This is a genomic window from Isoptericola sp. Y581, from assembly GCF_059445475.1.
In genome coordinates this window covers 182,960-196,658 of sequence record NZ_JCAIUK010000001.1, presented here as the reverse complement: position 1 = coordinate 196,658, position 13,699 = coordinate 182,960, and the positions used below count along the sequence as shown (strand labels likewise).

Genomic DNA, 13,699 nt, shown 5'->3' with positions numbered 1-13,699 from the left:
TACTCTGACGGAGAGGGCAGTCCCAGTCCGTCGACCGAAGGTCTGATCGCGATGGGCGTCATGAGCGCCGACGCACCCCAGTGGTTCCTCTCCGCGTTCGTCCGCACCTGCCACGGTGCCAAGGCGACCGCCGACGAGGCCGAGATCCGGGCGGTCGGGGAGGATCTCATCGAGCGGTGGTCCGGGGCCGACCGGCGCTTCCACAACCTGCGGCACCTCGCCGACGTGCTGCACCGCGTCGACGAGCTGTCCCAGGAGACGCACGAACCCGACCTGGTGCGCCTCGCCGCCTGGTACCACGGCGCCGTGTTCGACGCGACGAGGAAGGTCGCGGCCGCCAACCAGGGCGGCGAGCAGACCACTGTCAGCGCGGAGCTGGCGCGCACGCAGCTCACGGAGCTGGGCGTCCCGGCGGCCTCGGTGGAGCGCACCGCACGCCTGGTGGACTCGATCGCCCGCCACAAGCCACTGCCCGACGACGTCGACTCGGCCGTGCTCAACGACGCCGACCTCGCGATGCTCGCGACGGAGCCGCAACGTTACAAGGCGTACATGACGGACGTGCGGGCCGAGTACTCGCACATCCCCCTGCCCGACTATCTCGACGCCCGCATCCGGGTGCTCACCAAGCTGCTGCAGCGCTCCTACCTGTACTTCAGCCCGATGGGTGCCGCGTGGGAGGAGCCGGCGAGGCAGAACGTCGACGCCGAGCTGCACCGCCTGCTCAAGGAACGGCGCCTGCTTGCGGAGAAGGCCGAGCCGTCCGCCTCCTGATCCCGGCAGTGCTCCACAGCCCTGTGGACAACCGTCGCGGTGGAGCGCCCGCTTCCCTAGCGTCGTCCTCGGTATCCCCGGAGCACGGGGCACGGCGACGAAGGAGGACACGTGCGGTACGAGGTCGACAGCGAGCGGGTCGCGCAGGCGGGCGCGGCGGTGAACGGTTCCGTGGTGGCGATCCGCTCCGAGGTGGGGGCGATGATGCGGCACCTGCAGGACCTGCAGTCGAACTGGCACGGCGGCGCGGCGACACAGTTCGCCGGGGTCATGGGCCAGTGGCAGGCGACGCAGACGCAGGTCGAGGCCGCGCTGGACGCGGTGACGGCGGCCCTGTCGTCGGCGTCGCGCACCTACGCGGACGCCGAGGCCCAGGCCACCCGGCTCTTCGCGGCCCGCTGATCTGCTGCCCGTCGGTTGAGCCTGTCGAAACCGAGGTCGCTGGTTTCGACAGGCTCGACCAGCGAGAGAACGACGGCGGTTGAGCCTGTCGAAACCGAGGTCGCTGGTTTCGACAGGCTCGACCAGCGAGAGAACGACGGCGGCCGGCCACCCCTCGCGGGGTGACCGGCCGTCGTCGTGCGTCAGTCAGCGCGTGGCTGACGACTCAGGGCTGCTGGATCAGAAGTCCATGCCGCCCATGCCACCGTCACCGGCCGGCGCGGCAGAAGCCGGCTCCGGCTTGTCGGCCACGACGGCCTCGGTGGTGAGGAACAGCGCGGCGATCGACGCGGCGTTCTGCAGCGCGGAGCGCGTGACCTTGACCGGGTCGTTGACGCCCGCGGCGAGCAGGTCCTCGTACACGCCGGTCGCGGCGTTGAGGCCCTGGCCGGCGGGGAGGTCCTTGACCTTCTCCGCCACGACGCCGCCCTCGAGGCCGGCGTTGATCGCGATCTGCTTGAGCGGGGCCGAGACCGACGCGGCGACGATCTGCGCGCCGACCGCCTCGTCGCCCTCGAGCTCGAGCTTCGGGAACGCGACGGCACCGGCCTGGATCAGCGCGACGCCGCCACCGGCGACGATGCCCTCCTCGACCGCAGCCTTGGCGTTGCGGACGGCGTCCTCGATGCGGTGCTTGCGCTCCTTGAGCTCCACCTCGGTGGCCGCGCCGGCCTTGATGACGGCGACGCCGCCGGCCAGCTTGGCGAGGCGCTCCTGCAGCTTCTCGCGGTCGTAGTCGGAGTCCGACTTCTCGATCTCGGAGCGGATCTGGTTGACGCGACCCGAGATGAGCTCGGCGTCGCCCGACCCCTCGACGATCGTGGTCTCGTCCTTGGTCACGACGACCTTGCGCGCCTGGCCCAGCAGGTCGAGGGTCGCGTTCTCCAGCTTGAGGCCGACCGTCTCGGTGATGACCTGGCCACCGGTGAGGATCGCGATGTCCTGCAGCATGGCCTTGCGGCGGTCGCCGAAGCCCGGGGCCTTGACGGCGACGGACTTGAAGGTGCCGCGGATCTTGTTGAGCACCAGGGTGGCCAGGGCCTCGCCCTCGACGTCCTCGGCGATGATCAGCAGCGAGCGACCGGCCTTCATGACCTGGTCGAGCACCGGCAGCATGTCCTTCACGTTCGAGATCTTCGACTCGACGATCAGGACGTACGGGTCCTCGAGGACGGCCTCCTGACGCTCCGGGTCCGTCTCGAAGTAGCGGGCGAGGAAGCCCTTGTCGAAGCGCATGCCCTCGGTGAGCTCGAGCTCGAGGCCGAAGGTGTTCGACTCCTCGACGGTGATGACGCCTTCCTTGCCCACCTTGTCGAGGGCCTCGGCGATGAGCTCGCCGATCGCGGGGTCACCGGCGGAGATCGCGGCGGTGGCGGCGATCTGCTCCTTGGTCTCGATGTCGACCGCGTCGTTCAGCAGCTGCGCGGTGACCGCCTCGACGGCCTTCTCGATGCCGCGCTTGATGGCGATCGGGTTGGCACCGGCGGCAACGACGCGCAGGCCCTCCTTGACGAGCGCCTGGGCGAGCACGGTGGCGGTGGTGGTGCCGTCACCCGCGACGTCGTCCGTCTTCTTGGCGACCTCCTTGACGAGCTCCGCACCGATCTTCTCGTACGGGTCGTCGAGCTCGATCTCCTTGGCGATGGAGACACCGTCGTTGGTGATCGTGGGGGCGCCCCACTTCTTGTCCAGGACGACGTTGCGACCCTTGGGGCCGAGCGTGACCTTCACGGTGTCGGCGAGCTGGTTGAGCCCGCGCTCCATGCTTCGACGAGCTACCTCGTCGAACGCGATGATCTTGGCCATGGGGACTGATCCTCCGCTGGTGGCTGAGTTGGCCGGCCGGCGCCCGCGACGGACGACCCACCCCGCGGCGTTCAGGTCACGCACGCGCGGAGGGTCTCACCGAACGACCCGAATGCTTCACCCGCGGCCTGCGAGGACGCCGTCCCAGGGGGGCGGCTGTCACTCGACGACCGAGAGTGCTAACCCATTATTGGCACTCTCGGGTGGTGAGTGCAAGACGTTCGCCCAGGGCGTGCACGTCCGTCCGGACACGACGAAGGCCGGCGCCCGGACGCTTCCCTGCGTCCTGGACACCGGCCTTCTGTGGCGTGTCAGCCTGCTGCCGAGGTCAGAGCGGGCGAACCTGCTCGGCCTGCGGCCCCTTCTGCCCCTGCCCCATCTCGAACTCGACGCCCTGGCCCTCGTCCAGGGTGCGGTAGCCGTCGGACTGGATGGCGCTGTAATGGACGAACAGGTCCTGCCCGCCCGCGGTCGGGGTGATGAACCCGAACCCCTTCTCCGCGTTGAACCACTTGACGGTGCCCTGGGCCATGAACTTCTCCTTGTGCTGCTCGGCCGCAGGGCAGGCACCCCACGGTGTGGGTGAGCCTATAAGCGGCGATCGCGGCAAGGGAAGCATCGCTGTCCGGAATGTCGGCATCCAAGACGGCGTCGCGCAGCGCCGGTCGTCAGCCGACGGGCGTCTTGAGCACGACCCACACGGCCTCGGGGCTGGCGGAGACGTCGTCCGACTCCTGCACGTTCGCCGGGTCGACGCCGAGGGCCTCGGCGACGGCGCTGGCCGTGTCTCCCCGGTCGGCCCCGTACAGCACCGTGCTGTCCTCGTACGCACCGACCAGCGAGTCCGGCGCGTTCGCGGCGGTGACCGCGGTGAACCCGGCCCCCGCGACGACGCCCTGACCGGCGGCAGCCTGGCCCGCACCGGCGCCGTCGTTGAAGACCAGGACCGCCGCCTCGAGGTTCGCCGCCGTCGGGTCGCCCGGCAGCTCTGTCGTCGCGTCGCCGGACTCCTCCGACGTCTCGTCGGACGGCTCCTCCTCCGGGGCGTCCTCGCCATCGGCCGACTCCGAGGCCTCGGGCTCCTCGCCGGCGGTCTCGTCGCCTGCGCCCGCCGGCTGCTCGGCGGCGGGGGGCGTGCTGGGTCCGTCGTCGGACAGGAAGGTGACGACGCCGACCGCAATGCCCGCGAACACGACGGCGACCAGGAGGAACGGCCACACCGAGCTCCACCCGCTGCGCGGCTCACGATGCACACCCACCGGAGTGCCCTCGGGGCCGCGGACGTCGAACTCGTCGGGCGGGTAGGAGTAATGGCTCTTGCTCACGGCGGACAGGGTAGCCGCTCCCGGTGTCCGAAAGTCCAGACCCCTTCAGGAACGCCACGACCTGCGTGATCGCGCCGACCCGTCGGGACGGCTGCCGGACGAGGTCCCGCGACGACCGGACCTCAGCCCTCGCCGTCGGAGAGGCGCCGCGCGGAGCGGGCCCGTTGCCGCGTCGAGCGCATGCGCCGGAGCCGCTTGACGAGCATCGGGTCCTGCGCCAGAGCGGCCGGCGAGTCGATGAGGGCGTTCAGCACCTGGTAGTAACGGGTGGCCGACAGGCCGAACAGCTCGCGCACCGCCTGCTCCTTCGCGCCGGCGTACTTCCACCACTGCCGCTCGAAGGCGAGGATCTCGCGGTCCCGGTCGGAGAGCTCACCCTCGGCCGGCGCTGTGGTCTGCTCGGCGGTCGTCGCGCCCGACGTCGCCTCGGGGTCCGGTTGGACCTCCTGGACCAGGATCTCGCTCATGGCGTCCCAGTATGGCGTCTCAGCGCACCGTTCCCGACGACTTGGCCCCGCGCGCCGCGATCCCGCGAATTGTCAGGGCCACGCGCACGTTTCCTTGCACCTGGTCCTGACAACTCGCGGCGCGCGGGAGTTGTCAGGGCCACGCGCACGTTTCCTTGCGCGTGGGCCTGACAACTCGATTGCGCTAGCGTCGCGGGGTGGAGACGACGACGAGCACCCGCCCGCCCCTCGACCAGGTCATGGCCCCGGACTGGGCCGCAGCGCTGGCCGACGTCGAGCCGCAGATCCACGCGATAGGCGACTTCCTGCGCGCCGAAGTCGCCGCGGACCGCACCTACCTGCCGGACGGCGAGCACATCTTCGCGGCGTTCTCCCGGCCGCTGGCCGACGTCCGCGTGCTCGTCGTCGGGCAGGACCCCTACCCGACGCCCGGGCACCCGATGGGCCTCTCGTTCTCCGTGCAGCCGCAGGTGCGGCCCGTGCCCAAGTCCCTGGCGAACATCTACACCGAGCTCACCGAGGACGTCGGCGCCCCGACACCGTCCGACGGCGACCTGCGCCCGTGGGCCGAACAGGGCGTGATGCTGCTCAACCGCGTGCTGACCGTGCGGCCCGGCACCCCTGCGTCGCACCGCGGCAAGGGTTGGGAGCAGGTCACCGAGGCCGCGATCAAGGCCCTCGTGGCCCGCGGCGGCCCGCTCGTCGCCATCCTGTGGGGCCGCGACGCCGCGTCGCTCAAGCCGTGGCTCGGCGACGTGCCCTCCGTCGAGAGCGCGCACCCGAGCCCGCTGTCGGCCTACCGCGGATTCTTCGGCTCGCGCCCGTTCTCCCGCGTCAACGCGCTGCTCGAGGCCCAGGGCGGGGCGCCGATCGACTGGCGCCTCCCCTGAGCGTCGGTACGAGACCGTCGTAGCCGGGGCCTGCCGCAGCTCGTCCTCGGCCGATCGGCGTCGCACCGAGCACCCGGCCGTGACGAGGAGCACAATGGCGGGCGTGACGACGCAGGACCCGACCGCGACCCCCGACAGCACGCCCTCCGACCCGACCGCACCCGGCTGGGCTCGGTACGTCGCGGTCGGCGATTCGTTCTCGGAGGGGCTGTGGGACCCCTACCCGCTCGACGACGGCTCCCCGGCCCCCGGCGGCACCGAGTCGGCGGCCACGCAGCGCGGCTGGGCGGACCGTCTCGCCGACGCGCTCTCGGCCCGCCGGACGGCGGCCGGCGAGGCGCCGCTCGAGTACGCGAACCTCGCGATCCGCGGCCGGCTGCTGCGACACATCCTCGACGAGCAGGTCGACGTCGCCCTCGCGGCGTCCCCCGACCTCGTCTCCCTCGTGGGCGGCGGCAACGACATCCTGCGGCCCCAGGCCGACGTCGACGTGCTCTCCGCGCGCCTCGAGGAGGGCGTGTCGAAGATCCGTGCGACCGGCGCCGACGTGCTGCTCGGCACGGGCTTCAAGGCCGGTGCCGGCCTGAGCTGGACGCGCGGGCGGGTCGGTCAGTACAACGCGAACCTCTGGTCCATCGCGCGCCGGCACGGCACCCACGTGCTGGACCTGTGGGGCTTCAACCCCCTCTTCGACCTACGCATGTGGTCCGACGACCGCATCCACCTGACCCCCGAGGGCCACCGGCGCGTCGCCGACGCCGCCCTCGTCGGCCTCGGGCAGGAGCCGGACGACGCCGAGTTCGCGGTCCCGCTCGACCCGCTGCCGCCGCAGGCCTTCGTCGAGCGCGCACGCACGAACACCCAGTGGGCGCGCACGCACGTGGTGCCGTGGGTGCAGCGGCGCATCAAGCACACGTCCAGCGGCGACGGCCGCGAGCCCAAGTGGCCGACGCCGGCCGAGACCTGGCCGCCCGCTGGTTGAGCCTGTCGCAACCCACCGTGGGTTTCGACAGGCTCAACCAGCGATCAGGGTTTCGACAGGCTCAACCAGCGATCAGGGTTTCGACAGGCTCAACCAGCGGGGGTTTCGCCAGGCTCAACCAGCGGTGGGGGACGTGGAGCCGCCTGTCGGATTCGAACCGACGACCTTCCGTTTACAAGACGGGAGCTCTACCAGCTGAGCTAAGGCGGCGGAGCGCGGCACAGCCTACCGGCGTGTTGGGCTGTGCCGCGCAACAGAGTTGATCAGCCGCCAGCGGCGGCGGTGACGGCTTCCGCCAATGCGCCTGGCTGGCTCCACGTCTGAATGTCGATCACCTCGTCATCAACCAAGACATACGGCGTTCCGAAGCTCTCCACCGACTGGCCGATCTGGTTCGTGGCCGAGAAGACGTACTGCCCGAAGGCCTCGTGCGCCGTGCCGTCGGAGATCGCTGAGACCACCTCCGCGGGCGCCCCAGCTTCCTCCGCGTACGACCCGAGCTGCTCGTCCGAGAGGCCCTCGGTGTTCTCCCCCGGCTGGTTCGTGAACAGCGCGGCGTGGAACGCCGGGAACGACTCGGGGGCCTTGTCGGCGACGTAGGCCGCCGCCGCGCCCGCACGCGTCGAGTACTCGGTGCCCTGCGACAGACGGTCCAGGATCGAGACCGGGTGGTAGACGACCGTCGCGTCGCCGGCACCGACCATCTCGTCGATGCTGGCGGCGTTGACCTGCTCGAACTGGCCGCACACGGGGCACATGTAGTCGAGGTAGACGTCGATCACGGGTGCGCCCTCGTTGGTGGTGCCGGCCACACCGTCCGCGCCGACCGGGATGCCGCCGTCGTCCTGCGCCGTCGAGGGCATCGTGACGTCCGCCAGGGGGACGTCGTCGACGTTCTTCTTCTCGCCCTGCTGCAGGATCATCCACACGACGACGCCCAGGGCGACCAGCGCGACGGCCAGCACCGACAGGGTGATGACCCGGTTGCGCTTGTCGCGCTGCTGCTCCTTCTCGCGCAGGGCGAGCGCCTCGGCACGCGCCGCGTCACGGCGCTGCGACTTGGACATGTTCGGGTTGTTCGTCGGCATCGTGTCCTCGAGGTCTTCGGGAGGGCGGGACGGCGCGTCAGCGCCGGACGGGCAGAGCCTACCTGCGCCACCTGGACGCCGTCCGAGCGCGGGGCGGGTCGGTGACGGGTCTCGACAGGCTCGACCGGCGACGCACGCTCAGAGCACGGAGGGCGGCCCACTCATGGGCCACCAGTCGATCGTCGGGTGGCCCAGCACGGGCGCGACGAGGAACACGGTGAGCGCGAGGCAGACCACGACGGCCACGGCGGCCCCGATCCGGCCCGGCGCCACCCGCCCCAGGATGATGCGCCCGCCCTCCCGCGCGCTGCTCCCGGCCGGGCCGAACCACGTGGCCAGCAGCGCGACGACCATCACGCCGGCGAGGACGACGTTGAACACGACGTCCTCGTTCATCCCGCCCACCGACCGGGCCTCCATGTCGTCGCGCGGCAGCACGACGAGGTGTCCGGCGCCGAACAGCCACCACCCCGCCAGCAGCGTGAGCAGCCCGGCGCAGGCACCCACCAGCACCGCGGGGATAGCGCCGAGCGTCCCCATGACCGCGTGCCACGGGAACAGCAGGGTGCCGATCGCACCGTCCGAGCGCCGCGCGCCGCGGTGCTCCCGGCGGCGGTGCACCGCGTCGGCGGACGTCGCGACCATCCGGCACAGCAGCGTGACGACCACGAGGACGGCGAAGCCGATCAGCGGCCGCGTCGCCGCGAGTGCCACCAGCGGGAGCGCCACGGCGAACGCCGTGCCCGTGCGGCGCGGGTGCACCGGGCGCGCGTAGGGCCCGGGTGGCTCCGGCGCGAGGGGCAGCTCCTCGACCAGCTCGTCGTACCCCTTGTACCGCGCGTCCCCGATCGGGATCGCCCGGGTGGCGCCGTCCTGCGACTGGCGCCGGTCACGCTCGAGGGCGGTCATCGTCTGGGTCGGGTCGCCGGGATCGGCGGCCGGGCCGGCGCCGACCGGGTCGATGGAGGCAGGGTCGATCGAGGCCGGGTCGATGGAGGCCGGGGGCGGGGGCGGGGGCGGGCCGACGGGGACGGCGCCCGTCGTCGCCGGGGCGAACGAGGCGGGGGCGGGGACGGCGGGCGCGACGATCTGCGTGGGCAGCGCGACCCGCTCCGTCTCGGTCGCCTGCACGATGCGCTGGGTCGCGTCCGGCTCCGTCCAGGGATCGGCGGCGCCGGCGAGCGCGTCGTCGAGGTCGCGGCGCAGGGCGCGGGCCACCTCCGTGGGCCCCCACCGGCGCGAGGGGTCGGCCAGCAGGGCTCCCGCGAGCGCCCGGGCGGTCCGCGCCGGCAGGCCCATCAGGTCGGGCCGGCCCTCGCGCGAGCGACGCAGCACCAGCTCGGTGGGCCGCACCCCGAAGGGCGAGCGCCCGGTCGCGGCGAACGCCAGCAGCGCGGCCCAGCTCCACCAGTCCGTCTCGGCCTCGGGTGCGCCGCCGTCGAGCAGCTCGGGGGCGATGTAGCCGGGCGTACCCATGACGAACCCGGCCGACGTGGTCCGGGCGTCGCCCGGGCCCTGCGCGATCCCGAAGTCGATGAGCACAGGGCCCTGGGCGGTGATCATGACGTTGGAGGGCTTGAGGTCGCGGTGCACCACGCCGGCGTCGTGCACGGCCTCGAGCGCGGCGGCGAGCTGGTCGGCGAGGGAGAAGACGTCGGCGGCGTCGAGCGGGCCGCGCTCGTCGACCTCCTCCTCGAGCGTGACGCCGTCGACCAGGTCGGTCACGACGAACGCGTACGGCCCCTCCAGCTCGGCGTCGAGCACCTGCGCGACGGCGGGGTGTCGCAGCCGCTGCAGGGCCGCGGCCTCGCGCCGTAGCCGCTCCCGGCCGGCCGGGTCGGCGTCGACGTGCGCGTGCAGCACCTTGAGCGCGACGGCGTGGCCCCCGCCGTCGACCGCCTCGTAGACGGCGCCCATCGCGCCGCGGCCGAGCGGCCGCACCACGATGTACCCGCCGATCTCGGCACCCTCGGCGAGTCCGCCGTCGCGGCGGCGACGGCCGCCCCGCAGGCTCGGTCCGGGGCCGTCGCCGGCCTCCGGCGACACACCCCTCCCCGGGACCTGCATCGCGTCGACCTCGCTCATGGGCCACACCGTAGTCGTCCGCGCACGCCAGGGCGCGTCGTGCGGGGGGTGGAGTCCGCCCCCGCCAGGGCGAGCCCGGTACCTCATCGGTACCCTGTCTGGAGGGACGACGTCCCAAGAACGACGGAGTCTCAAGAAAATCAGGAGAGAGGTCCGTTGACAGGTCAAGGATCGTCAAGCAAGCACCGTCGGAAGGGTGGTTACGACCTCGTCGTGGTCGCCAACCGGCTCCCGGTCGACTTCACGGTCGACGACGACGGCGCTGTCGACTGGCAGCGCTCCCCCGGCGGGCTGGTCACCGCCCTCGAACCCGTGATGCGGGAGGCGGACGGCGCCTGGGTCGGCTGGTCCGGCGCCCCCGGCCTCGAGCACGAGCCGTTCGAGGCCGACGGCGTGCTCCTGGTGCCGGTGACGCTCAGCCAGACCGACATCGAGCGGTACTACGAGGGCTTCGCCAACGACACCCTCTGGCCGCTCTACCACGACGTGATCTCCCCACCCACCTACCACCGGCAGTGGTGGGACGCGTACCGGAGGGTCAACCAGCGCTTCGCCGAGGCGGCCGCGCAGCAGGCCGCCCAGGGCGCCATCGTGTGGGTGCACGACTACCAGCTGCAGCTGGTGCCGAAGATGCTGCGCGACCTGCGGCCCGACCTACGGATCGGCTTCTTCGACCACATCCCGTTCCCGGCCGTGGAGCTGTTCCAGCAGCTCCCGTGGCGCCGGCAGATCGTCGAGGGCCTCCTGGGCGCCGACCTCATCGGCTTCCAGCGCGGCGGCGACGCGTCGAACTTCGTGCGGTCCGTGCGACGCCTCACCAAGCACACCACCCGCGGCCCGATCGTCACGGTCACCGACCAGAACGGCCGCCCGGGCCGGCACGTGCGCGCGGCGGCCTTCCCCATCTCGATCGACTCGCACCACTTCGACGCGCTCGCGCGCGAGCCGGAGGTGCAGGCCCGCGCCAAGGAGATCCGCGCCGACCTGGGCGATCCGGCGATCATGATGCTGGGCGTCGACCGGCTGGACTACACCAAGGGCATCCGGCACCGGATCAAGGCGTACGGCGAGCTGCTGCAGGACGGCCGGCTCGACGTCGAGCACGCGACGCTGGTGCAGGTCGCGAGCCCGAGCCGGGAGAACGTGGGCGCCTACCAGGAGCTGCGCGAGCACGTCGAGGGCCTCGTGGGGCGGATCAACGGCGAGTTCGGCGAGCTCGGGCACTCCGCCATCCACTACCTGCACCACTCCTACCCGCCCGCGGAGATGGCCGCGCTGTACCTCGCGGCGGACGTGATGCTCGTGACCTCGCTGCGCGACGGCATGAACCTCGTGGCCAAGGAGTACATCGCGGCACGCTCCGACGAGCGGGGCGTGCTGGTGCTGTCCGAGTTCACGGGCGCCGCGGACGAGCTCGCGCCGGGCCCGCTGCTGGTCAACCCGCACGACATCGACGAGATGAAGGACATCATCGTCACCGCCGCGCACCTGGAGCCCAAGGAACAACGCCGGCGCATGCGCCGCCTGCGCCGCAAGGTGATGGCCGACGACGTCGCCAAGTGGTCGCAGACGTTCCTCGGCGTGCTGACCGCGATGCCCTCACGAACGAGCCGCGTGTGACGGGCCTGACCGGCCCGGGGGACGCGACGGCGGCGCAGGAGGCGGTGGACCGCTTCGCCGGCCCTCCCAACATGGTCGGGGGCGCGCGCGCACGACTGGTGGCGCTCGACTTCGACGGCACGCTCGCGCCGCTCGTCGACGACCCGACCGCCTCGGCCATGACCCCTGCCGCCCGCGCCGCGGTCGACCGGCTCGCCGGGCTCGCGGCCCAGGGCGGCCGGGACGAGCTGCAGCTCGCGCTCGTCTCCGGCCGGCACCTCACCGACCTCGTCGAGCGTTCGGGCGCCCCGCCGGGCACGTTCCTGGTCGGGAGCCACGGCGCGGAGACCGGCAGGGTGAGCGCCCACGGCGTCGACGCGGTCCCGCTGCGCCTGACCCCGGAGCAGGCGGAGACCCTCGAGCGCCTGCGCGAGGGGATGCAGGACGCCGTCGACGGGCGTCGGGGCGCGTGGGTGCAGGACAAGCCGAGCGCGGCGGTGCTGCACACCCGGCTGGCGCAGCCGGCGGACGTGCGGGCCGCCGTCGCCGCGGCGGACGCCCTCGCCGGGCGGCTCGGACTCGGCGCCATGCACGGGAAGGACGTCGTGGAGGTCGCGGTCGTGCCCACGTCCAAGGGCGTCGCCGTCGAGCGGCTGCGCGAGGAGCTGGAGGAGGGCACCGACCTCGAGGCGCTGGTGCTCTACGCCGGCGACGACACCACGGACGAGGCCGCCTTCGCCGTGCTCGGGCCCGACGACCTCGGCATCAAGGTGGGGCCGGGCCCCACGGTCGCCGCGCATCGCGTCCCGGACGCGGACGCGCTGGCGGCCCTGCTGCAGCGCCTTGCCGACGTGCTGGAGCGCTGACGCAGGGGCCGGAACGATCGTCCTCGACCCGTGACCTGCGGCGTGTCATGACCTATGTCACAGGCATGTACGATCGTCCCGGCGCACCGAGCCAGGCCTTCCGGCCCGAGCCGCGGTGCGCGCGACAACAGAATGTGTCACCGCAGACACGCCAGTCGTGAACGCGCAACGGCACCCACCCACAACGGATCGTCCGGCACGTACCTGCCGGTGGAGGGAAGCACCATGGCTACGGTCACTTTCGACCACGCGACGCGCATCTACCCCGGGACCGAGCGTCCCGCGGTCGACCAGCTCAACCTGCATGTCGAGGACGGCGAGTTCCTCGTCCTCGTCGGCCCCTCGGGCTGCGGCAAGTCCACCTCGCTGCGCATGCTCGCGGGCCTGGAGGACGTCAACGGCGGCAGCATCCTGATCGGCGACCGCGACGTCACGGACGTCCAGCCGAAGGACCGCGACATCGCGATGGTGTTCCAGAACTACGCGCTCTACCCGCACATGTCGGTGGCGGACAACATGGGCTTCGCCCTGAAGATCGCGGGCAAGCCGAAGGCCGAGATCCGCGAGCGCGTCGAAGAGGCCGCCAAGATCCTCGACCTCACCGAGTACCTCGACCGCAAGCCGAAGGCGCTCTCCGGCGGTCAGCGTCAGCGTGTCGCCATGGGCCGCGCCATCGTGCGTCAGCCGCAGGTGTTCCTCATGGACGAGCCGCTGTCGAACCTCGACGCCAAGCTCCGCGTCCAGACCCGTACCCAGATCGCGTCGCTGCAGCGCCGCCTGGGCGTCACCACGGTCTACGTGACGCACGACCAGACCGAGGCGCTCACCATGGGCGACCGCATCGCGGTGCTCAAGGACGGGCTGCTCCAGCAGGTCGGCACCCCGCGCGAGATGTACGACACCCCGCAGAACGTGTTCGTCGCCGGCTTCATCGGCTCGCCGGCGATGAACCTCGGCACGTTCGAGATCAAGGACGGCGCCGCCGTCCTCGGCGCCGCGACCGTCCCGATCGAGCGCTCCATCGTGGACCAGCTCACGGACGCCGACGGCGGCAAGATCACGGTCGGCTTCCGCCCCGAGTCGCTCGACGTCGTGGGCACGGGCGCGGAGGGTGCGTTCGACGTCAAGGTGAACCTCGTCGAGGAGCTCGGCTCGGACGCCTACGTCTACGGCGACCTGCAGAGCAGCGCCGCGGACCTGTCCTCCGGTTCCTCGGACCAGGTCATCGTGCGCATCGACCCGCGTGAGGTCCCGATGAAGGGCGACACCATCCGCGTGGCGATCAAGACGGGCCAGGCGCACCTGTTCTCAGCCGCGACGGGCAACCGCCTCAGCTGAGTCGCACCACCGTCCGAGGGGCGGACCCGGCTGCTGCC

Annotated in this window: 13 protein-coding genes and 1 tRNA gene; 7 read left to right on the top strand and 7 right to left on the bottom strand. The window is 72.0% G+C overall.

What is annotated here, in order from left to right; genetic code table 11:
• Nucleotides 1-51: 51 nt before the first annotated feature.
• Together AC1C2W_RS00970 and AC1C2W_RS00965 are read left to right on the top strand one after the other, a co-directional pair.
• Nucleotides 52-774, top strand: a complete 723-nt coding sequence (locus AC1C2W_RS00970; protein ID WP_495388229.1) for an HD domain-containing protein — start codon at nt 52-54, stop codon at nt 772-774.
• Between the two features lie 111 nt (nt 775-885).
• A complete protein-coding gene (locus tag AC1C2W_RS00965) occupies nt 886-1,176 on the top strand; it encodes a WXG100 family type VII secretion target (RefSeq protein ID WP_495388230.1) in 291 nt (96 codons plus the stop codon).
• A gap of 219 nt (nt 1,177-1,395) precedes the next feature.
• Here AC1C2W_RS00965 and groL read toward each other — a convergent pair whose 3' ends face one another.
• The 4 genes from groL to AC1C2W_RS00945 all read right to left on the bottom strand — a co-directional run bounded on the left by groL (nt 1,396) and on the right by AC1C2W_RS00945 (nt 4,813).
• Nucleotides 1,396-3,021 carry a chaperonin GroEL gene (groL, locus tag AC1C2W_RS00960; RefSeq protein WP_495388231.1) on the bottom strand — a complete coding sequence of 542 codons (1,626 nt, stop codon included), beginning with the start codon at nt 3,019-3,021 and terminating at the stop codon, nt 1,396-1,398.
• A 328-nt stretch (nt 3,022-3,349) separates the two neighbouring features.
• Entirely contained in the window at nt 3,350-3,553 is a 204-nt protein-coding gene (locus AC1C2W_RS00955) for a cold-shock protein (protein WP_495388232.1), read from the bottom strand.
• A gap of 136 nt (nt 3,554-3,689) precedes the next feature.
• Nucleotides 3,690-4,346, bottom strand: coding sequence for a LytR C-terminal domain-containing protein (locus tag AC1C2W_RS00950; protein WP_495388233.1), 657 nt, complete (start codon nt 4,344-4,346; stop codon nt 3,690-3,692).
• 122 nt (nt 4,347-4,468) lie between these two features.
• Nucleotides 4,469-4,813 (bottom strand): DUF3263 domain-containing protein, encoded by a 345-nt coding sequence (locus tag AC1C2W_RS00945; protein WP_495388234.1) that lies wholly within the window; start codon nt 4,811-4,813, stop codon nt 4,469-4,471.
• A 197-nt stretch (nt 4,814-5,010) separates the two neighbouring features.
• Here AC1C2W_RS00945 and AC1C2W_RS00940 point away from each other — a divergent pair, with 197 nt between their 5' ends.
• Both AC1C2W_RS00940 and AC1C2W_RS00935 read left to right on the top strand, forming a co-directional pair.
• Nucleotides 5,011-5,703, top strand: coding sequence for a uracil-DNA glycosylase (locus AC1C2W_RS00940; protein ID WP_495388235.1), 693 nt, complete (start codon nt 5,011-5,013; stop codon nt 5,701-5,703).
• 103 nt (nt 5,704-5,806) lie between these two features.
• A complete protein-coding gene (locus tag AC1C2W_RS00935) occupies nt 5,807-6,685 on the top strand; it encodes an SGNH/GDSL hydrolase family protein (RefSeq protein ID WP_495388236.1) in 879 nt (292 codons plus the stop codon).
• A 134-nt stretch (nt 6,686-6,819) separates the two neighbouring features.
• Here the strand turns inward: AC1C2W_RS00935 and AC1C2W_RS00930 are convergent.
• The 3 genes from AC1C2W_RS00930 to AC1C2W_RS00920 form a co-directional block, all read right to left on the bottom strand.
• Nucleotides 6,820-6,895 (bottom strand) — tRNA-Thr (locus AC1C2W_RS00930).
• 53 nt (nt 6,896-6,948) lie between these two features.
• The gene (locus tag AC1C2W_RS00925) at nt 6,949-7,773 is read right to left on the bottom strand and encodes a DsbA family protein (protein WP_495412103.1); all 825 of its coding nucleotides are present in this window, start codon (nt 7,771-7,773) and stop codon (nt 6,949-6,951) included.
• A 138-nt stretch (nt 7,774-7,911) separates the two neighbouring features.
• Entirely contained in the window at nt 7,912-9,858 is a 1,947-nt protein-coding gene (locus AC1C2W_RS00920; RefSeq protein WP_495412102.1) for a protein kinase domain-containing protein, read from the bottom strand.
• A gap of 156 nt (nt 9,859-10,014) precedes the next feature.
• Between AC1C2W_RS00920 and AC1C2W_RS00915 the strand changes: the two genes are divergently transcribed.
• From AC1C2W_RS00915 to AC1C2W_RS00905, 3 genes are all read left to right on the top strand, one after another.
• On the top strand, nt 10,015-11,478 hold the full coding sequence (locus AC1C2W_RS00915; protein ID WP_495412101.1) for an alpha,alpha-trehalose-phosphate synthase (UDP-forming): 1,464 nt from the start codon (nt 10,015-10,017) through the stop codon (nt 11,476-11,478).
• Nucleotides 11,475-12,323, top strand: a complete 849-nt coding sequence (gene otsB, locus AC1C2W_RS00910) for a trehalose-phosphatase (protein ID WP_495388240.1) — start codon at nt 11,475-11,477, stop codon at nt 12,321-12,323. The genes AC1C2W_RS00915 and otsB overlap by 4 nt, the downstream gene beginning before the upstream one ends.
• Nucleotides 12,324-12,548: 225 nt before the next feature.
• Entirely contained in the window at nt 12,549-13,661 is a 1,113-nt protein-coding gene (locus AC1C2W_RS00905) for an ABC transporter ATP-binding protein (RefSeq protein ID WP_495388241.1), read from the top strand.
• Nucleotides 13,662-13,699: the final 38 nt, after the last annotated feature.